This is a genomic window from Streptomyces sp. NPDC058464 (genome assembly GCF_042721035.1).
In the GTDB taxonomy this organism is placed as follows: domain Bacteria; phylum Actinomycetota; class Actinomycetes; order Streptomycetales; family Streptomycetaceae; genus Streptomyces.
Map to the genome: position 1 here is coordinate 315,499 of NZ_JBHXMA010000005.1, position 19,770 is coordinate 335,268.

A 19,770-nucleotide genomic window follows, 5' to 3' on the forward strand; every position below is an offset into this window, starting at 1 on the left:
GATGCCGGGTTTCGCATCGTTGCACACCAAGCCTCCCACCTGCGGGTGGACCGCACACCCGGCCACCGGCTCAACCGGCCGCACGGAGATGGTTCCCGGCCCGGCAGTCCCGGCAACGTCCGCGTTCCGGCGCGCGGAACGCCCGGTCGCAGCCGTCGCAGGTCTGGAAGGGCGGGACGGTCGGGCGGTCCGTGAGGCGCTTCGACGGGAGTGGGGGCGGGGCCGGAAGGGGCGTCTCGCGCAGGCGGAAGGCGAGGATGCCTGCCGGGCGGGCCCGGAAACGGTCGGGCAGCCTTGCGGTGAGGAACTCGGTGAGCCGGTGCGCGTCGACGCCGGCCGCGAGCCATGCGGAGACCGCCGGTGCGAGTCGTGCGGCCTCCTGCCCGGACAGGATCAGGCGCGGATCGACGCGGCGCAGTGCCGTGAGTACGGCGATGGCACGAGGGTCGGCATCGGCGAGCGAAGCCGACGTCTCCGTCTCCGGTCCCGCCTCGGACGGTTGGGGTGTGTGCGCCGCTGGCTGCGCGGTCACCGGGCCACTCGCGGGCCTCGTCCTGCGGGGGTGGGGCGGCTTCGGCGGCTCGGGAGGCTCCGGGGCGGGAGAGCCGCCGGGGACGTCGTAGAAGTACGTCCGGGTACGGATCTGCCCGGAGGGCAGGCGCTCGCGGCGGCGCTCCAGGTACCCGGCCTCTTCCAGTTCCCTGAGCGCTCGCGAGATGAGGATCTCGCCCTCGTCGAAGTGCTCGCACAGGGCGGTGATGGTCACGGCGGTGCCGTCGGGCAGGGAGAGGATGTACGTCGCCACTCCGACCGTGACCGCGCTGCCGCGCCGTTGGGCGAGGGCGTTGGAGATCACGGTGAAGTCGGCCGTGAGGCGGGTACGGACGTGGATCACGCCGGAGGTCGGAGCTCCGGCGTCGGCGCGCAGGCGCGCGTTAGACTGCGACTCAGCCATTGGGAAGGTTGGTAGCTTCCTGATCGGTCAGGCCCTCGTTCGGGACGGCAATCCCGGCCGGGGGCCGAAGTCTGTGTGCGGTTGTCGCGGCGAACGTAACGGTCCGTGTCCCGCCCCTGCAAGCCGGTCACTCGGACGGGTGACGCGGGCTTCGGCGCGCGGGAGGGTGGGCGGGCGGGGGGTTCTTTCCCCCGGTTCTTTCCGGAGGTCAGCGGCCCGCCGGGCCCTCGCGGACAAGGATCCGGCGGACCGGGAAGGCGGGCCGTGACCGGGACCCGGCAGGCTCGGACGCGGTCATGCCGGGGCGCGACTTCGGTCTCCGGCTCGCCCTCGACTCCGCGGCGGGGGTCTGGTCCGTGTCGAGGTCGCGGATGCCGAGGCGGTGAAAAGGCCGCCCGCCGCCCTGCCCTCGTGCACTCCTGACGGGGAGTCGGGCCGCGGTCTGCTCCTGGTGGATGCCCTGGCTCTGCGGTGGGGTTTCACGCCTCGTCACCCCGTGGGCAAGACGGTGTGGGTGGAGGCGCCCGTCGCCTCGCCGTGACCGGGGCCCGCTGAGCCCGGTCACGTCCGGCCGACCGTGTCCTGGTCGTCGACCGGAGCGGCCGGGGCGGCCGGGGCCGGGACGGGGAGGGTCTGGGTGGTTCTCGTGCGGGCGGTGAGGCGGCGGGCCACCGGCTCGGTGTAGCGGGCGGTGAGGGGGCCGAGGACGACGAGGATCAGGACGTAGGCCGTGGCCAGGGGGCCCAGGGAGGGTTCGATGCCGGCGGTGACGGCGAGGCCCGCGATGACGATGGAGAACTCGCCGCGGGCGACCAGTGTGCCGCCGGCCCGCCAGCGGCCCTTGGCGGAGATCCCGGCGCGTTTCGCGGCCCAGTAGCCGGTGGCGATCTTCGTCAGGGTGGTGACGGCGGCGAGGGCGAGCGCGGGCAGCAGGACCGGCGGGATGCTCGACGGGTCGGTGTGCAGGCCGAAGAAGACGAAGAAGACGGCGGCGAACAGGTCGCGGAGGGGAGCGAGGAGGTGGTGGGCGCCCTCGGCCACCTCGCCGGAGAGGGCTATGCCGACGAGGAACGCGCCCACCGCGGCGGAGACCTGGAGCTTCTGTGCGATGCCGGCGACCAGCAGGGTCAGGCCCAGCACCACCAGGAGCAGCTTCTCCGAGTCGTCGCTGGAGACGAACCGCGAGATGTGCCTGCCGTAGCGGACGGCGATCAGCAGGACCAGCCCGGCGGCGCCGAGGGCGACGGCCAGCGTGAGGCTGCCCGCCGCGAGGCCGGCGCCGGCCAGCAGCGCGGTGATGATCGGCAGGTAGACGGCCATGGAGAGGTCTTCCAGGACCAGGATGCTCAGTATCACCGGGGTCTCCCGGTTGCCGAGCCGCCCCAGGTCCCCGAGCACCTTCGCGATCACCCCGGACGAGGAGATCCAGGTGACGCCGGCCAGCACCACGGCCGCCACCGGGCCCCAGCCAAGGAGCAGGGCCATCGCCGCGCCGGGCAGCGCGTTCAGCGCCGCGTCGACCAGGCCCGCCGGGTACTGCGTCTTCAGGTTGGAGACGAGATCGCTGGCCGTGTACTCCAGGCCGAGCATGAGGAGAAGGAGTACGACGCCGATCTCGGCGCCGATCGCGACGAACTCCTCACTGGTGCCGAGCGGGTAGAACCCGCCCTTGCCGAAGGCGAGCCCGGCCAGCAGGTAGAGGGGGATGGGCGAGAAGCGGAGACGTCCGGCGAGCCGGCCGAGCAGGCCGAGGCCGAGGATGATCGCACCGAACTCGATCAGGAAGACGGAGGAGTCGTGCACGCGGACTCACTCCCGCCCGAGTATCGCGGCGGCCGCGTCGACGCCCTCACGGGTGCCGATCACGATGAGCGTGTCGCCGCCGGCGAGCCGGAAACCGGGCGTGGGGGAGGGCACCGCCTCCGCGCGGCGCAGCACGGCGACGATGGAGACGCCGGTGTCGGTCCGCATCCGGGTCTCGGCAAGGAGCCGGCCGTTCCAGTACGACGTGGCGGAGAGTTCGATCCGCTCGGCCACCAGCCCGAGGTCGGTGGTGGACAGCAGGTTCGGGCTGTGGTGGGTCGGCATCAGCGCGTCGATGAGCGCCGCCGTCTCGCCCGAGGACAGCCTGAGCGACAGGGCGCAGGCGTCGGGGTCGTCCCGGTGGTAGGCGCTCAGGATCCGTGAGCCGTCCCGGTGCGCGACCACGGACACCCTGTCCTGCTCCCGCGTGGTGAGGTCGTAACGGACCCCGATTCCCGGCAACGGCGTCCTGCTCAGGCGTGGAGCCCCCAAGGCTGTCTCCCCTGTCTCGTCGTGTCGTCGCGCAGGTTCTTTGCGCTTTCTTTAACAACACCCTAACGGGGGAGGGGGAGAGGCAGGTCCTAGGACGGGTAGGGGACGTAGCAGTCCAGCGCCGGGTGGTACAGCACGTGCCAGGTGCGGCCCTCGACGACTCCGCTGGCCGGCAGGCCGTGGCAGGTCTGGATCCACTCGATCTTCTTCTGCAGGACCGTGCCGTAGAACCCGTCGGCGGCGACTTTGGGCGGCTCCCCGCCCCACGCGTTGCTGAGGCACTGCGCCTGTCTGACCGCCGCTCCGGTGGCGCCGTACGCGAGCGTCGGCCGGTAGCCCGACGCCACGTAGGCACAGCTCTGGCCGGAGGCGGCCGAGGCGGTGTGGGGCACCGCCGGGCCCAGGGCGACGGCCGCGCCCAGTACCGCGGCCGAGGTGAGCAGTCGGTTTCGTCTCATGCCCGCTCCTTCAGGGGGCGACTCGACTTCTGCCCATGGTCGCGCGGGAGCGGTGACGCCCGCGAGTCGGGAGCCCCCGGTCACCCGGAGCCGGGGACGCCTGCCATCTCCGGTGTTTCCGGTGTTTCCGGTGTTGCCGTCGTTCCGGCCGGCTCGGCGCGTGCCGAGCGCCGGTCGCGTACGGCGGTGAGCGCGCCGAGCAGCGCCATGGCCAGGCAGCCGAGCACGACGACGGTGGACGACGCCTTCAGCATCGCAAGACCGGACCCGGTGAGCAGCACGACCAGGGCCCAGCGCACCGTGGATCCGGCGACCCGGCTGGAGACGAGGGACCCGAGCAGCACCCCGGGGATCGCGCCGATCAGGAGCGTCGCCGCGAGCCCCAGGTCGGCGTCGCCGACGAGCAGGTGGCCCAGGGCGGCCGCGGCCACCATGGGGATCGCCTGCACCAGGTCCGTACCGACGAGGTGGTTGGCCTTGAGCCGCGGATGGGCCAGCATCAGCATCACGATGATCAGGGAGCCCGAGCCGACCGAGGTCATCCCGACGATCACCCCGCCCACCAGGCCGATGAGCAGCGTGGCCACGGGCCGTACGGGGACCCGGGCGTCCTCCCCGTCGCCCCCGCCCATGCCGTCCGCGGCGGTGCGGCGGCGGTCGAGCCACATGCGGGCGAGCATGCCCACGACCGCGAGCATCAGCGCCGTACCGACGACGTACTTGACGCGCTGCTGCAGGTCGTCGCCGTCGCCGAGCGCGCGGAGCAGGAACACCCCGCCGAAGGCGGCCGGGACGGCGGTCGGCAGCAGCCAGCGCACGATGTCCCAGCGCACGGTCCCGGCCCGCTGGTGGACCACCGCGCCGAACGGCTTCATGAACACGGACGCGGCCAGGTCGCTGCCGATGGCCGCGGTGGGATTCACCCCGAACACCATCACCATGATCGGCGTCATGAGCGCTCCGCCGCCCATGCCGGTGAGCCCTACGGCGAAGCCGACCAGGGCTCCCGCGATGACGATCGGAAGGGTGGAATCCATGGTGGGGGACCTTAGCCACCTTTCCTATGGGAAATGTATGGAAGGCCGCCGGTTTCAGTGCTCCGAGGCCGTCCCGCCCGGCTTCGGCCCGGCTGAAACCGGACTGAAGCCGGGCTGAACCGCCGTGGCCGCACGCTCTGCGGCATGACGACGAACGAACACGAGCAAGGACGCGAACTCGCGATCGCGGCCACCGGGCTGCGCAAGGCCTACGGGGACAAGACCGTCCTCGACGGCATCGACATCGGGGTGCCCGCCGGCACGATCTTCTCCCTCCTCGGACCGAACGGCGCCGGCAAGACCACGGTGGTCAACATCCTGTCCACCCTGATCTCGGCCGACGGCGGCGAGGCCCGGATCGCCGGGCACGACCTCACCGCCGAGGCCCAGCGGGTACGGGCCGCCATCGGGGTCACCGGTCAGTTCTCCGCCGTGGACGGACTGATCACCGGCGAGGAGAACATGCTCCTGATGGCCGACCTGCACCACCTCTCCAAGCAGCGGGGACGGCAGGTCACCGCCGAACTGCTGGAGCGGTTCGACCTCACCGAGGCCGCGAAGAAGCCCGCCTCCACCTACTCCGGCGGCATGAAGCGCCGCCTCGACATCGCCATGACCCTGGTCGGCAGCCCGCGGATCATCTTCCTCGACGAGCCGACCACCGGTCTCGACCCGCGCTCCCGCCACACCATGTGGCAGATCATCCGCGAGCTGGTCTCCGGCGGCACCACCGTCTTCCTCACCACCCAGTACCTGGAGGAGGCCGACCAGCTCGCCGACCGCATCGCGGTGCTCAACGGCGGCCGGATCGTCGCCGAGGGCAGCGCCGAGGAGCTCAAGCGGCTCGTCCCGGGCGGGCACGTCCGGCTGCGGTTCTCCGACCCGGTGGCGTACGAGCGGGCGGCGACCGAGCTCCGCGAGACCACCCGCGACGACGAGGCCCTCACCCTGCAGATCCCCAGCGGCGGCAGCCAGCGCGAGCTGCGCGCCATCCTCGACTGGCTCGACGCCGCCGGCATCGAGGCCGACGAACTCTCCGTGCACACCCCCGACCTGGACGACGTGTTCTTCGCCCTGACCGGCAGCCCCGCCACTTCGACCGACAAGACCGCCAAGAGCGCCAAGAACGCCAAGGAGACCGTCCGATGAGCACCGCTTCCTACGCCCTCCGCGACAACCTCACCATGCTGCGGCGCAACCTCCTGCACGCCCGCCGCTACCCCTCCCTCACCCTGAACCTCCTGCTCACCCCGGTCATCCTGCTGCTGCTCTTCGTCTACGTCTTCGGCAACGTGATGAGCGCCGGCCTCACCGGCGGCCACGCCGACCGGTCCGCGTATGTCGCCTACCTCGTCCCCGGCATCCTCTTCCTCACCGCCGCGATGACCTCGCTGGGCACCGCGGTGGCGGTGGCCACCGACATGACCGAGGGCATCATGGCCCGCTTCCGCACCATGGCGATCTCCCGCGCCTCGGTGCTGATCGGCCACGTGGTCGGCAGCGTGATCCAGACGATGATGGCGCTGGTGCTCGTCCTGGGTATCGGACTCGCCATCGGGTTCCGGCCCGATGCGTCGCCGGTGGAGTGGCTCGCGGCGGCCGGACTGATGGCCCTGGTCAGCCTGGCGCTGACCTGGCTCGCCGTCGGCATCGGCCTGATCAGCCCCAACGCCGAGGGCGCCAGCAACATCGGGACGCCGCTGGTGATGCTGCCGTTCCTGTCCAGCGCGTTCGTGCCGGTGGACGCCATGCCGGGCTGGTTCCGCTGGTTCGCCGAGTACCAGCCCTTCTCGCCCTTCATCGAGACCCTGCGCGGTCTGCTGCTGGGCAGCGGGATCGGCACGAAGAACGCGGTGCTCGCCCTCGCCTGGGGCCTGGGCCTGACCGTCCTCGGCTACCTGTGGTCCAAGGCGCGGTTCAGCCGTGAGCCCCGGCAGTGAGCCCGTGCAGCGCCTGCCGGGCCGCCGCCCGCAGCTGATCCGGCCCCAGGGCCGCGTACCCCGACCTCGCGTCGGCGTACGCGGCCCTGTCCGCGTTCTCGGCCGCCTGCCGGGACCGGGCCGAGGAGAGGGTGGGCAGGTCCCGCATCACCGGCAGCTGCTCCGCCAGCGCCAGCAGCCGTACCGCCGCCGTGTCGCCACCGGCCAGCCCGGCGTGGCCGAGCGCGAGCAGCACCGCGCCGTAGACCGGCAGTTCCAGCAGGTCCCCGGCACCGGAAGCGTCGCCGGACAGCATCCGGAGCAGGCGTTCCCGCAGCTGCCCGGCCAGCTCGGCGACCGGTTCCAGCCGGCCGTGCTGCGCGTGCGCGGCGAGCGCGGCCGCCTGCAGGTGGAGGGACCACGAGTCCAGGAAGAGGTCGTCCGCGGCCTGCGCACTGGCCTCCCGGATCCCGAGCGCCGCCTGCCGCCAGAGGCCGAGGCCGACCTCGGTCAGCCCCCGGGCCAGCGCGATCTCCGCCCGGGCCTGGAGCAGTTCGGGCGTGAAGACCTGCGGGGAGTCGGGCTGCCGGTCCGGGGCGGCACGGCCCAGCCAGTACTCCGCCTCCTCGATCTCCCCGCGCTGCAGGCAGGCGGAGACCAGCGCGAAGCGGACGCCGATCGCGTCCGACCAGGTACCGGCGTCACCGAGCGCGTCCGCGGCCCGGAGATGGTCGTACGCCTCCGCGCCGCGCTCCGTCTTGAGGCACAGCTCGCCCATCCGCCCATGGCTGAGCAGCAGCATGATCGGGTTGCCGAGCGGCTCCACCACCGTGACCATCCGGCGGGCGTACTGGAGCGCGCGCTCCGTCTCGTACGCGGACTCCCACAGGTAGCTGGCGACGCCCGCCGCGATGCCCGCCAGCAGCGGCTCGTCGGCGTCGCACAGCTCCTCCAGCCGCTCGTACCGCGGCGGGCGCATGTCCGGGACCGCGCACAGCACGGCGGCCAGGGCCCGCGGCACGGTGTCCGCCGGGACGGTCGGCAGGCGGCGCAGCGTGACGAGCTGGCGTACGGCGTGCGGGCCGTAGCCCATGAAGAGACCGGCCGCGCAGACCGCCGCCGCGCTCCGGGCCGCCTCCACGTCCTCGGGGTGCTCCGGTCCCGGGCGGAAGTGGGACAGCGGCCCACCGGTCTCGGCGGCGAGGGTGATGAACCGGCTGTAGCTGTTGCCGACGGACCACAGGGAGGCGAGTACGGCGGTGACGGCGGCGGTGGCCGGTCCGTCGGCGCGGGCCAGGGCGTGCCGCAGCGCGAGGACGAGGTTGTCCTGCTCGGCGCGGACGCGGTCGAAGGAGGACAGCGCGTCGGTGCTGTACATCCAGGCGTGGTGGGCCCGGCCGAAGTCCCGGGCCCAGGCGAGGAACCGGCCCGTCACGGCCTCGTCCTCGCCCGCCTCCGCCCGCCGGGCGGCGCCGAACTCCCGCAGCGTCTCCAGCATGTGGAAGCGCACCCCGGCGGGCCCCTCGCCCACCTTGATCAGCGACTGACCGGCCAACTGCTCCAGCAGCTCCATCGCGTCCAGGCCGTCGCCGTCGCCGTCGCCGTGGCCGTGGCCGTCTCCGTGGCCGTTGCCTTCGCCTTCGCCGTCGGTGGCCGTGACCACGTACTCCGCCGCGGCCGCGTCGAAGCTGCCGGGGAACACCGACAGCGCCCGGAGCGCCGCCCGTCCCTCGGGCTCCAGCAGGTTCCAGCTCCACTCGACCACGGCCCGCAGGGTGCGATGCCGCTCGGGGGCGTCCCGGGCGCCGCCGCGCAGCAGCGCGAAACGGTCCCGCAGCCGGTGCGCGATGTCGGCCACGGAGAGCACCCGCACCCGGGCCGCGGCCAGTTCCACGGCCAGCGGCAGCCCGTCCAGATGACGGCAGATCTCGGCGACCCGGTCGGCGGGCAGCTCCACGCCGGGCCGGGCGGCCCGCGCCCGCTGCCCGAAGAGCTCCACGGAGGTCGCCAGGGACAGCTCCGGCAGCGCGTACACGGACTCCGAGGTCAGGCCGAGCGGGGCCCTGCTGGTGGCGAGCACCCGCAGTTCCCTCGACCGTGACACCAGTGCCTGTACGAGAGCGGACGCGCCGGCGATCACGTGCTCGCAGTTGTCGAGGACCAGCAGCGCGGGACCCGGTCCCAGCGCGGCGACGATCCCGCTCACCGTGTCCTGGCCGCCGCCCGGGAGCTGGCGGCCCTCCCCGCCGCCGACGGCCGCGGCGACCTCGTCCGCCACGTCGTCGTCGGTGACACCGGCCAGGGTGACGAAGTGGACGGCGGGCTGTTCGGCCGCCCGGCTCACCGCGTGCGAGAGCCGGGTCTTGCCGAGCCCGCCCGGGCCGACGACGGTGACCACCCGGGCGCCGCGCAGCAGCCCGGCCACGGCGGCGACGTCGGCGTCCCGGCCCAGCAGCGGGTTCGGCTCGTGCGGCACCCCGTGTCGGACCGGCACCGCGTCCGCACTCAGCAACTCCTGGTGCACGGCCCGGAGTTGCGGCCCCGGGTCACTGCCCAGCTCGTCCCGCAACCGGCGCCGGTAGCCGTCGTACCGGGTCAGTGCCGCCGCCCGCCCCGCGCCGGCTGCCTCGCAGCGCAGCAGCTCCGCCAGCACCTCCTCGTCCCGCGGCAGCTCCCGGTTCAGCTCGGTCAGCGGCGCGGTGGCCTCGGCCCGACGGCCCAGCCGGGCGAGCGCGAGGGCGTGGGAGCGCACCAGCGCCCGGTACGCCCGCACCCGCTCGGCCCGCAACGCCGCCACCGGGTCGCGCAGTTCCTCGTCCGCCCCGGCGCCCACGCTCCCGTCCCACAGCGCCAGCCCCGCGACGGCCCGCGCCAGGGATCCCTCGTGGTCCCCGGCCCGGGCTCGCTCGGCGGCGGCAGCCTCGTGCACAAGGAGCGCGGAACTGTCGACCGCCATCTCCTCCAGCCCCAGCCGGTATCCCGTCGGCGTGCTCAGGATCAGCTCGGCACCCAGCTGCGACCTGAGCCGGGACACCAGGATCTGCACCGCCTTGCCCGGCCGCTCCGGCAGTTCGTCCGGCCAGAGCCCCTCCACCAGCCGCCCGGTGCTGCAGCCGGTGCGCAACTCCGCCGCGAGCAGCGCCAGCAGCCCGCGCAGCCGGGGCGCGGTGACCTCCCGTCCACGACAGGCGACTCGGGGCAGCAGGGTCAGCTCGGTGGTATGGGTGGTGGTCACCCGTGCAGAGTAGGCGGCTCGGGCGAAGTCCGCTGCGGTTCGGCAGCGCCCCGTCAGGGGCGCGGGGCTGTATCAATATGCGGCTCCACCGCGTGGGCGCGACCAGCCACGACGGCGCGGCAGTCGAACAACTACCGCGTGGTCCGCTCGAAGGCCACAGAAGCCGCCTCCTCGCGCCACTGCACCGCGGCCTTCGTGCTCGCGTCCAGCAGGCGCCGGCATTCCACGCCCGGCGCCCGGCCGCTCCCGGGCAGCTGCCCCGCGCAGGCGGCGACCGGACGGTAGCCGTCGCGCGTCGGGTTGCCCTGCCAGAGGCTGCCGCCGGGCAGGAAGGCGTACTCCAGGGAGGCCCGGGCCAGGTCCTTGAGCTCCGGGTACGTCAGGCCGTAGGTCTCCGCGGCGTACTGGTACTCGTGGCTGATGTCGGTGCGGGAGACGCCGGGGTCGTCGGTGGCCAGGACGACCGGCACCCCGTACGACCGGTAGGTGTCGAAGGGGTGCGCGGCGCCGCGCACCCCGAGGATCTGGGCGTTGCTGGTGAAGGGCACCTCGACGGCGATCCGCCGGGCGGCCATCGTGCGGGCCGTCCGCTGCCAGTCGTCCTCGTGGCGGAGGTCCACGCCGTGGCCGACGCGCTCGGCGCCGGCGATGTCCACGGCCTCCCGGATGTGGAACCGCAGGTCCTCCGGCGGCACCAGTCCGGGCCGCAACTCGCCCGCGTGCAGCGTGACACGGGCCCTCGGGTAGACCGTGTGCAGGTACCTCACCATGCGCATCTGCAGGGTGTAGTCGGCGAGCGCGACGGGCCCGTCCTCGGGCTGGACGAGGTTGACGGCGAGGAAACGGGGATCGCGTTCGGCGAGCCGCATGCCGAGGGCCAGTTCGGTGAAGACGCGTTCCCGGGACTCGCCGCGGAAGGCCTGGTAGACGAAGCGGACGGTGAGCCGGCAGCCGGGGCGGGGGCGGTCGGTGCCGCAGCGGGCGGCGGCCCGGAACCCGGCGTCGGCGTCGTCCGTCGCCCGGCGCGCGTCGGCGACCACCTCGTCGAGCCCGCCGCCCTCGACGAGCCTGGCGTGCAGGGCGGCGAGGTCGGGGTCCCAGCCGACCTCGTCGGCGAGCTGCTCGGCGCGGTCGGAGGCCGGGTTGACCATGGTCTCCAGATAGAACTGGTGCTGCGCCGCGACCGAGTCGGCGACCTCGGCGAGCACCTTGCCCGGATGGAGCGAGGGCACCAGCCCGAACTTGTCGAACGTGGCGAAGAAGTGGTCGTGGCCGCTCTGGTCCGGCGGGAAGCCGTACATGGACCAGGCCCGCAGGATCGCCTCGCGGAAGTCACGGTCGTCACGGGCGTCGGCGGCCGGCCGGGTGCCGGGGCCGCAGGGCGGTACGACGGCGGTCAGCGTCGCCGTGTCGACGCACAGCCCGTCCTCGGCGGCGAGCGCGATCAGGTACTCGGTCCTGACCGCACCGAAGAGGTGGTTGTGCAGGTCACCGCCCTTGGGCAGCTTCCGGAAGAACCTGCGCAGGGCCCGGGGGTCCTGGGCCGTCCGCAGCGACGCCAGGTAGGCGTCGGTGCGGGCTTCGGCATCCGTCGGCGGACGTGCTGCCGACCGGGCCCCCGCTTGTGGGGCCGCGGGGGGCGCGGCTTCGGCTTGTGCGGCCGCGGGTGGTGCGGCCGACAGGCAGGTCAGCAGGGAGCAGCAGAGCAGGGTCAGGGCCGCGGCGAGGGCGCGGGCGAGAGGGCGGGCGAGGGCCGGGTACTGGGCGGCGGCTGCGACGGCGGGCGCCGTGCGGCGTGGTTGGCCGGCAGTGCGAGTGCCGTCGTAGGTCGTCACGGACCGATGATCATCAAGTCGGCCCGGCCGGGACGGGACAGCCACGCGGCTCGCACCGCGGAGCCACCCGAGCGGGCGCAGCGGTGCGTGCGGTGCGGCTGTCCCGTCCCGTGGTCGGCATCCGCTCCGCCGCCCCGTGTGCGAAGTCCAGCCGTTCCGGAGCGCGGGCGTGCAGGCCGGCGTTGGCCCGGCGGGCCCGCTCCAGTTGCTCGGGGTGGATGTCCAGACCGGTCACGGCGGCGAACCCGAACTCCTCCAGCGCGAGCGCGGCGCCGATCCCCGGCCCGCAGCCGACCTCGACCGCACGGGCGTCCGTCCCGTCGAGGGTGCCGAGCACGCGACGGTAGAGGTTGCGCCGGCTGCGGACCCGGTCCTCGGCGGTCAGCGGGCGGTCCAGCGGGATCCCGTCCCAGTGGCCGAAGTTGATGAACCCGCCTCTGAACGCCGGGGCGGAGCTGAGGTCCTGGGGCCCGTAGACGGCCCGCACGGCGGGTGCGACGGCGAGGTCGCGGGTGGGTTCCACGTGATCCTCTTCCACGATGTCTCCACGGCGAACGGGTCGGACCCGGACGTTCTCCCCCGATCGGCGCCCAGTCAGTCCGCGTCGTGCATGGGCCCGTGCCCGTGCCCGTGGTCGTGCTCGTGCCCCTGCTCCCCGTCCTCCGGCGAGCCCCCCATCATCCGCAGCATCGCCGGGCCGCCGGTGCGCAGGAACCGTACGACCAGCGCGGCGGCCAGCAGCAGGAAGGCGATGTTGAGGTACGTGGTGTAGTTCCAGCTGATCCCGTCGTCGGGGATCTTCGCGTCGGCCTGGTCGGGGACCAGCCCCAGCCCCCCGAAGACGAGCTCCACGACATAGCCGGCCACCGCCATCGAGACGAAGAAGGTGCCCAGCAGGAAGGCGGCCATCCGGGTGCCGTAGTACTTCCGGTAGATGTTGAGGATCGGCAGGATCAGCAGGTCGGCGTAGATGAAGGCGATGACGCCGCCGAAGCTGATGCCGCCCTTCCAGAGCACCACGGCCAGCGGCACGTTGCCGATCGAGCAGACGAACGAGGCGATGGCCACCAGCGGCCCGATCAGCGGCCCGGTCAGCTTGGCCGCGAGCGGATGGCCGGACAGGAAGAAGCTGCGCCAGAAGTCGTCCGGCACCCAGGCGGCGATCGCCCCGGCGATCAGCAGGCCCGCCACCAGGTCGCGCAGGATCGCCGCCCACTCCATGACGAAGATGTGGGAGACGGACGTGAACCCGTCCCGGGAGAGCAGCCGGCGCACGAAACCGCCCTCGCCGCCCACGGACATGTCCATCGCCGCGTGCCCCTCCATGGAGCCCGCGAGCCCCCGGTCCGCCTGCTCCCGCGCCTGCCGCAACAGCCGCTCCCGCAGCAGGACCCGGAACAGCACGGCGAGGACGACGATCATGATCGGGCCGCCGACGAACTCCGCCGCGGTGAACTGCCACCCCATCAGCAGGGCCAGGATCACGCCCAGCTCGATCACGAGGTTGGTGGAGGCGATCTCGAAGGCCATGGCGGCGGTGAAGTCCGCGCCCTTGCGGAAGAGGGAGCGGGCGAGGGCGACGGCGGCGTAGGAACAGGACGAGGAGGCGGCGCCGAACCCCGCGGACAGCGCGAGCGTACGGGGCCGGTCGTCCCCGAGCAGCCGTACGACCGTCTCCCGGCGCACCACGGCCTGCACGACCGCGGAGAGCGTGAAGCCGAGGATCAACGCCCAGGTGATCTCCCAGGTCATCGATCCGGCGATGGAGAGCGCGTGCCCGATCGCATGCATGGTGTCCGCCCTTCGCAGCCGATCGCGACCATCAGGTTATATACCCCTGGAGGGTATGAGGCCAGTGAGGCCACAGCATCCGGGTGGCGCGCCCCTCCTGTTCGCGCGCCGACGGCAGTACACTCCGGCTGCCGTCCCGGCTGCCACGGCCGCCAGGGGCTTCGGGGTCTTCGGGGTCTTCGGGGTCTTCGGGGGGAGAGTCACATGCTCTGGTCTCGGTTCCGCCGTGCACGGTCGGCCCCCAGGCTCCCGCTGCCCGGTCCGTGTGGGCACCAGCGGCACACCCTGCGCACGGAGCGGCTCCTTCTCTACACCCCGGAGACGATGCTGGACCTCCTCGCCGCGGTGGCCGCCGCCTCGGACCCGGAGGCCCAGCGATGGCTCGGCTGGGGCGTGGGCAACCTCGTCGGCGCCCGAGCCCGCAAGGATCTGCTGCGGCTGTGCCCCGGTGACACCGACGCGCTACGGGCGTCCACGACGGCCGGGCACCTGCTGGCCCAGCCCTACCAGCCCCGCCCCGGCGGGGAGGAGATGCTGGTCGGCGTACGCCTGGACGACGGCAGATACGCCGGTGCCACGGGGCTGTACCCGGGCACCGGGGAGGTCGGCGGATGGCTGGCGCCCCACGCCCGTGGCCTGGGGCTCGGCACCGAACTGTTCCGGGCCGCCGCGGTCTTCGGCCACACCCACCTCGGGCTGCGGACGCTGCGGGCGGGATACGAGCCGGCGAACGCCGCGAGCGGCCGGGCCCTGGCGGGCGCCGGCTTCTTCGCGGCCGTCGGACCGCCGCGCCACACCCTCCCCGACGGCCGCGAGATCGAGGCCCGCTGGCTCCGGCACACGACGACGGCCCCGCCCGCCCGCTGCCCGGGCGCCGCCCCGCTACCTGCGTGAACCGCAGCCCGGGCAGAAGGCGGCCCCGTCCGGCACCGCGGCGGAACAGGAGGAACACCGCTCGGACTGGGCCAGGTGGTAGCCGCAGCCCGAGCAGAAGGCGGCGCCGTGCGTCTCGGTGCGGCACTGCGGGCAGACCAACTGGCGGGGCGTGCTGGGGTCGTAGCCCTGCCCGGCCTGCTGCCCCGCGGCGTACGCCCGTTGCGAGGCCATGTCGTTGAGGCCGCGCTGCTGGGCCGCCATGGCCTCGGCCGCCGTGTCCGGAGCGCACCGCAGACACAGCCCCTGGGCCGCGTTCCAGCAGCGGCCGCACACGTAGTCGGTGCAGCGCGCGCAGCGGTTGAAGTGCCCCTGTGCGTTGTCGATCGCCCGCTGGAACGCCTCGTCGCGGGAGCGCCCGTAACCGGCCCCCGCCAGCCCCTCGGCCGCCGACGACAGCCCCGTCCCGGTACGGCCGAGCAGCCCCCAGGCCACGTCGGCCCCCTTGCGGACCCAGGTGGCGGCCCGCTCTCCGGTGTAGGGCTCGAACGGTGAGCGCCAGGTGTCGTAACAGCGTGAGCAGGAGAACTCGAACTGGAAACCGGCACCGGTCCCGTTGCGCTCGCACAGATCCCGGTAGTTGTTGCTGAAGTAGATCTCGGCGCTCATGTGGTCCCCCCACAGGTCAGGCCATCGGACACATGCCGTACGACGCAGGGGGGACGGTACTGGTTCTGGCCAAAGGCGCCGAGTTCAGGACATGACCTCATCATGACCTCGGCATGACCTCAGGGCGTACTTCGGGCCGTACCTCAGGGCGTACCCCAGGCCCGGTCCGCCAGCAGGCGCAGGCCGTTGAGGCCGACGAGCACGGTGGAGCCCTCGTGCCCGGCGACGCCCAGGGGCAGGGGCAGGTCGCCGGCCAGGTCCCAGAGGACCAGGCCGGCGATGAACACCCCGGCGACGACGAGGTTCTGCACGACCAGGCGCCGGGCCCGGCGGGAGAGCGCGACCACGGCCGGGATCGTCGCCAGCTCGTCGCGCACGACGACGGCGTCGCCGAACTCCTGGACCAGGCCCTGTACCACGTCGAACACCTCGGGCTCGGCCTGAACGACGCCCCTGCCGGGGACGCGGACGCGGACGCGGAGCCGGAGCCGGAGCCCGGGACGGTCGGCGCCCCCACGGCCTGACGGACGGGAGACGAACGGGACCGGACCCCGGCCCGGTCCCGTTCCGCCGGGTCGCTCACCAGCCGACGGCGACCAGGAGCCACTGCGGGTCGGCGTGGGAGACGAACGAGGACTGGCCCGCCACGTCGTCGTAGGGGAAGCCGTAGGCGAGGTGGTTGATGGCGTTGTCGTGCCAGAACTTGGCGTAGTAGTTCGCGGGTGCCGCCGTGTAGAACTGGGCCGGGTCGGACTGCTGGGAGGCCGGCAGGGTGGCGACGTGGCGGTTGAGCGCGGCGCACGTGTTCGGGTCGGCCGCCAGGGAGGCCGCGCAGCCGAAGATGTCGGAGGTGGCCGCGGTCACGCCCACCGACTGGGCGTACGAGGTGAAGTAGTTCGCGTTGGCGCCGCCCGCGCGGAAGCTCGGGTCGCTGCCGGGCGCGATGATCCGGTACGGGGCCTGGGTCTGGGCCAGCACGTCGAACTGGGACGGCACCGCGTCGACGAAGCGCTGGAAGGTGGTGGCGCGGTCCTCGGCGAAGGTCTGCCGGTTCTCGCCGACCTCGACGTCGTAACCGTCCTTGCTGTGCAGGCGCATGGCCAGTTTCAGGCCGAAGGCGTCGACCCGGGTGGTGTTCCCGTTGAAGACGTTGTTGCCGACCGTGAACTCGATGAAGTCGTAGTACGCGCTGGTGGGCGAGCCCAGGTAGAAGTACATGCGGCCCGCGGAGTTGGCCGGCATGTCGAGGTAGGGCTGCTCGGCGATGGAGTGCGTCTGCCCGTTGAAGCTCCAGTACACCTGGCTGTCGGGGTACTTGCCGTTGGTGCGGTTCAGGATCTTCACCTCGACGGCGTTGTTCGCCGCGGGGATGTCGCCGGTGCTGCCCCAGAAGTCGTCCGGCGGGGTGGTGGACCCGGGGCCGTAGACCTGGAACTCCCACAGGGAGTAGCCGTACGGGGTGCCCCGCGCGGTGCCGTAGAGGCGGACGTAGCGCCCGCTGCCGGTGACGGCGAGGCTCTGGCTGCCGCCGGTGGCGGTGCTGGTGGAGTAGACGGTGGTCCAGGTGGTGGCGTCGGTGGAGGTCTGGATCTGGAAGGCCTTCGCGTAGGCGGCCTCCCAGTTCAGGGTGACGCTGCTGAGCTGCTGGACGGACCCGAGGTCGACCTGCAGCCACTGCGGGTCGGCGAAGGCCGAGGACCAGCGGGTGCCGGTGTTGCCGTCGACCGCGGCGCTCGCGGGGAAGGACGCGTTCTCGGTCGAGGAGGCGGTGGCCGGCCTGCCCTGGGACAGCAACTGGTCGGCGGCGTGCACGGGCGCCGGTGCGAGGACGGCGAAGAAGGCGGCGATCAGGACGACGACCAGCCCGAGCGCCGCGCGTGGGCCTACGGCGCCGGCCGGTGGTCTGCGGGTGGGTGCGCCGACGGGACTCTGCATGCGGGTCTCCTCAAGCCGGTCCGGCGTGCGTGGGGATGGAGCAACAGCAGACATGAGAGCGCTCCCTCGGGTTGTAGACCCGCCCCTGCCCGCCGTCAACAACTGAAGCCGAAATCGGTCGGGTTGAGCCCCCGCAGCCGACGCGGCGCAGATCCCGGCCCTGCCACGGCGCACGACGCGCCCACCGGATTCGGTTTCCGACTGCTCGGAGGGCTCCGGGCCGCCGCGTTTCTACAACCCTTGGACCAACCGGTACGGACCTTTCCGCGCCACCGGGCCGATCAGCCCTTGTCGTCCTCGCCGCCCTTGTCCTTGCCCTTCTTGGGGGCCGGCTGACTGCCCGGGCCGCCGTCGTCGCCGGTTCCGGGCTTCTTGCCGCCGGTCGCCGGAGGGTTCAGGGACGAGGGCGTGCCCGGGGCCTGGTTCGTGGTGCTGGACGGATCGGTCGCCGGTGTGTCCGCCGAGCTGTGGTCGGGGGAGAACCACGCGATGCCGACCAGCAGCGCCCCGAGGAAGATCACCACGGCGGCGACGGTGCTCACCGTCCTTGAACGGCGTGCGGAGACGGTGCGGCCTCCCGTCCGCTGACGGCGCCGCCCCCGGTGGGCCGGAGCGGTGCCGGCGGCGGTGGACGGGAAGGCGTAGGTGGTGACGGAGCCCGGCGGCAGGCCCGTTTCGGGCCACGCCCCCGCCGGTGTCCCGGAGGTGGTCGCACGCGGCTCCGGCGCGGTGCGCGGTGCTGTGCCCGGTGCGGTGCGCGGTGTGGCCGCCGGGAGGGGCTCGGGGCGTCCTCTCCAGGAGCCCGCGGCGAACCACTCGGCCGTCTGACGCGCCGTGGGACGGTCCTCGGGCCGCTTGGCGAGCAGGCCGAGCAGGTAGTTCTCGAAGGCGGGCGGCAGCCCGATGCCCAGCTCCCGTGGTGGCACGGGGGGCGTGTCGAGGTGGTGGTGGAGGACCGCGATGGCGCTCTCGGCGTTGAACGGCACCCGTCCGGTGAGGAGTTGGTAGAGCACGCAGCCGAGCGAGTAGACGTCGGACGGCGGTCCGGCGGGCTGCCCCAGGGCACGTTCGGGGGCGATGTACAGGCTGGTCCCGACGATCTGGCCGGTCGCGGTGAGCGCGCCACCCGGGTCGTCCATGAAGCGGGCTATGCCGAAGTCGCCGATCTTCACGGACCCGACGGCGTCGAGGAGGAGGTTGCCGGGTTTGATGTCCCGGTGCACGATGCCCTGTTCGTGTGCGACGGCGAGTCCGGCGGCCGCCTGGGCGGCGATGCGGGCGACCTCCTCGGCCGGCAGGGATCCCGCCTGGGCGAGCACGCGGTGCAGACTGTCGCCCTCGACCAGCTCCATCACCAGGAACAGCCGGCCCTCCTGCTCGCCGAAGTCGACGACGCCGACCACGTTCGGGTGCTGGAGCCGGCCCGCGGTCTGGGCCTCCAGGCGGAAGCGGGCGGCGGCGGTGGGGTCGGTGTGCTGGGCGAGCAGGAGCTTGACCGCCACCGGTCTGCCGAGCATCTCGTCGTACGCCCGCCAGACCTCGCCCATCGCGCCGCGCCCGATGGCGGTCTTCAGCCGGTACCGGCCCGCTATCAGCACCTTTTGCTTCATCCTCACACAGTGAGACGACTCGACCGCTGTCGGCCATGTCCCTGTGAGAGGACGGATGTCGGTGGGTCGCCGCAGCCTCCCCACTCTACTGGCGGCCCGACCACGACCGACCACGAACGGGAGTTGCTCCCCTTTGATCAGCTGTTGAGCTTCTTCGGGGCGCGGGCGGTGAGTGCCACCGCGATCAGCACCGCGGCCGTGCCGGAGACCGCGACGGCCACCTTGTTCCGTGCCTTGTTCCGTACCCGTTCCGGCGCCGAGGGGTGTGAGCTGAACCGGGACGTGAAGGGGCCGTCAAGATTTCCGGGATCATGCGCTGCGCGGTCGTCGTCGCGGTGTCACCCTTGCGGCTGCGGCACACGAAGCGTGGCCGTCGGGGGATCTGCAGAGGCGGGGCGAGTGCAGTGGGGGACTTCCTGGGGGCGGTCACGGCGTTTCCGACCGTGGTCTTCACCTTCGCGCTCGTCGTGGTCGCGGTCTACTGGCTGCTGGTGCTCCTGGGGGGCGCCCATTTCCACGGGGCGCGCGGAGGACATCACGGCCACGGGCACGGCCACGGCCATGGCGGGGGGCGCCACGGGCGCGGGCGCGGCGGGGGGCGCCACGGCCACGGGGGACTGCAGAAGGTGCTGGGCCTGGGCGGGGTGCCGATCACCGTGGCGGTGTCGCTGGTGGTCGCCTTCGCCTGGTTCAGCGCGCTCAGCGGCAGGGTCGCACTCGGCAGCGGGCACGGGGGAGTCCTGCTGCCGGTCGCCCTGGCCGGCGGGTGGGCGGGAGCGCGGCTGCTGGCGTGGCCGCTGGGGCGGCTGATGCCGGCGCCCGCCCCGCCGCCGTCGCGCCGGGACTTCGTCGGCCTCGGCTGTGTGATCCGCACCGGCCGGGTCGGCCCCGACTTCGGACAGGCCGAGGTCCGTGCGGCCGACGGCTCCTCCGCCGTCGTACAGGTCCGGCAGAGCCTCGACGACGCGGCCGGGCCGGGCGGCGCGCTCCGCACCGGGGCGTCGGCACTCATCTACGACTACGACGACGCGGGCGAGTACTTCTGGGTCATGCCCGCCGTGCCGACCACCGGCTGACGCGACAACACCCCACGCTCGTCGGCGCATTCGGGCGCTCGGCACGCCCGTCGCTCACTCATCCATCCACGGCAAGGTCGTC

General features: G+C 73.1%; 16 protein-coding genes and 2 pseudogenes. 5 read left to right on the top strand and 13 right to left on the bottom strand.

Going from position 1 to position 19,770, the window contains the following annotated elements; genetic code table 11:
* Positions 1–70: 70 nt before the first annotated feature.
* The gene (locus tag ACFWPQ_RS10165; protein ID WP_384031867.1) at positions 71–955 is read right to left on the bottom strand and encodes a hypothetical protein; all 885 of its coding nucleotides are present in this window, start codon (positions 953–955) and stop codon (positions 71–73) included.
* Between the two features lie 296 nt (positions 956–1,251).
* On the opposite strand from ACFWPQ_RS10165, the pseudogene ACFWPQ_RS10170 reads away from it, so the two are divergent.
* A pseudogene (locus ACFWPQ_RS10170) lies at positions 1,252–1,496 on the top strand (ATP-binding protein); the annotation flags it as partial.
* Between the two features lie 20 nt (positions 1,497–1,516).
* Here the strand turns inward: ACFWPQ_RS10170 and ACFWPQ_RS10175 are convergent.
* The 4 genes from ACFWPQ_RS10175 to ACFWPQ_RS10190 form a co-directional block, all read right to left on the bottom strand.
* Positions 1,517–2,758: a cation:proton antiporter gene (locus tag ACFWPQ_RS10175; protein ID WP_384031869.1), complete on the bottom strand. Its 1,242-nt coding sequence runs from the start codon at positions 2,756–2,758 to the stop codon at positions 1,517–1,519.
* 6 nt (positions 2,759–2,764) lie between these two features.
* The gene (locus ACFWPQ_RS10180) at positions 2,765–3,250 is read right to left on the bottom strand and encodes a TrkA C-terminal domain-containing protein (protein ID WP_361286312.1); all 486 of its coding nucleotides are present in this window, start codon (positions 3,248–3,250) and stop codon (positions 2,765–2,767) included.
* A gap of 89 nt (positions 3,251–3,339) precedes the next feature.
* On the bottom strand, positions 3,340–3,708 hold the full coding sequence (locus tag ACFWPQ_RS10185) for a peptidoglycan-binding protein (RefSeq protein ID WP_384031871.1): 369 nt from the start codon (positions 3,706–3,708) through the stop codon (positions 3,340–3,342).
* 80 nt (positions 3,709–3,788) lie between these two features.
* A complete protein-coding gene (locus ACFWPQ_RS10190; protein ID WP_384031872.1) occupies positions 3,789–4,745 on the bottom strand; it encodes a sulfite exporter TauE/SafE family protein in 957 nt (318 codons plus the stop codon).
* Between the two features lie 144 nt (positions 4,746–4,889).
* Here ACFWPQ_RS10190 and ACFWPQ_RS10195 point away from each other — a divergent pair, with 144 nt between their 5' ends.
* Positions 4,890–5,894, top strand: coding sequence for an ATP-binding cassette domain-containing protein (locus tag ACFWPQ_RS10195; protein WP_384031874.1), 1,005 nt, complete (start codon positions 4,890–4,892; stop codon positions 5,892–5,894).
* Positions 5,891–6,685, top strand: a complete 795-nt coding sequence (locus ACFWPQ_RS10200) for an ABC transporter permease (RefSeq protein WP_384031876.1) — start codon at positions 5,891–5,893, stop codon at positions 6,683–6,685. Before ACFWPQ_RS10195 ends, ACFWPQ_RS10200 begins: the two co-directional genes overlap by 4 nt.
* Here ACFWPQ_RS10200 and ACFWPQ_RS10205 read toward each other — a convergent pair.
* The 4 genes from ACFWPQ_RS10205 to ACFWPQ_RS10220 all read right to left on the bottom strand — a co-directional run bounded on the left by ACFWPQ_RS10205 (position 6,663) and on the right by ACFWPQ_RS10220 (position 13,525).
* Positions 6,663–9,899 carry an ATP-binding protein gene (locus ACFWPQ_RS10205; protein WP_384031878.1) on the bottom strand — a complete coding sequence of 1,079 codons (3,237 nt, stop codon included), beginning with the start codon at positions 9,897–9,899 and terminating at the stop codon, positions 6,663–6,665. The genes ACFWPQ_RS10200 and ACFWPQ_RS10205 overlap by 23 nt on opposite strands.
* 131 nt (positions 9,900–10,030) lie before the next feature.
* Positions 10,031–11,608: an adenosine deaminase gene (locus tag ACFWPQ_RS10210; protein ID WP_384031938.1), complete on the bottom strand. Its 1,578-nt coding sequence runs from the start codon at positions 11,606–11,608 to the stop codon at positions 10,031–10,033.
* Positions 11,609–11,747: 139 nt separating this feature from the next.
* A complete protein-coding gene (locus ACFWPQ_RS10215) occupies positions 11,748–12,272 on the bottom strand; it encodes a class I SAM-dependent methyltransferase (RefSeq protein WP_384031880.1) in 525 nt (174 codons plus the stop codon).
* A 56-nt stretch (positions 12,273–12,328) separates the two neighbouring features.
* Positions 12,329–13,525, bottom strand: a complete 1,197-nt coding sequence (locus ACFWPQ_RS10220) for a permease (protein WP_384031882.1) — start codon at positions 13,523–13,525, stop codon at positions 12,329–12,331.
* 204 nt (positions 13,526–13,729) lie between these two features.
* Here ACFWPQ_RS10220 and ACFWPQ_RS10225 point away from each other — a divergent pair, with 204 nt between their 5' ends.
* Positions 13,730–14,419 carry a GNAT family N-acetyltransferase gene (locus tag ACFWPQ_RS10225; protein WP_384031884.1) on the top strand — a complete coding sequence of 230 codons (690 nt, stop codon included), beginning with the start codon at positions 13,730–13,732 and terminating at the stop codon, positions 14,417–14,419.
* Here ACFWPQ_RS10225 and ACFWPQ_RS10230 read toward each other — a convergent pair.
* From ACFWPQ_RS10230 to ACFWPQ_RS10245, 4 genes and pseudogenes are all read right to left on the bottom strand, one after another.
* Entirely contained in the window at positions 14,408–15,067 is a 660-nt protein-coding gene (locus tag ACFWPQ_RS10230; RefSeq protein WP_361286288.1) for a zinc ribbon domain-containing protein, read from the bottom strand. The two genes, ACFWPQ_RS10225 and ACFWPQ_RS10230, sit on opposite strands and share 12 nt — an antisense overlap.
* Positions 15,068–15,210: 143 nt before the next feature.
* A pseudogene (locus tag ACFWPQ_RS10235) lies at positions 15,211–15,474 on the bottom strand (heavy metal translocating P-type ATPase); the annotation flags it as partial.
* Between the two features lie 172 nt (positions 15,475–15,646).
* Complete coding sequence (locus ACFWPQ_RS10240) at positions 15,647–17,002, bottom strand: beta-1,3-glucanase family protein (protein ID WP_384031886.1); 1,356 nt, start codon at positions 17,000–17,002, stop codon at positions 15,647–15,649.
* A gap of 281 nt (positions 17,003–17,283) precedes the next feature.
* Positions 17,284–18,600: a protein kinase gene (locus tag ACFWPQ_RS10245; RefSeq protein WP_384031940.1), complete on the bottom strand. Its 1,317-nt coding sequence runs from the start codon at positions 18,598–18,600 to the stop codon at positions 17,284–17,286.
* A 416-nt stretch (positions 18,601–19,016) separates the two neighbouring features.
* Here ACFWPQ_RS10245 and ACFWPQ_RS10250 point away from each other — a divergent pair, with 416 nt between their 5' ends.
* On the top strand, positions 19,017–19,688 hold the full coding sequence (locus ACFWPQ_RS10250; RefSeq protein WP_384031888.1) for a hypothetical protein: 672 nt from the start codon (positions 19,017–19,019) through the stop codon (positions 19,686–19,688).
* Positions 19,689–19,770 lie beyond the last annotated feature (82 nt).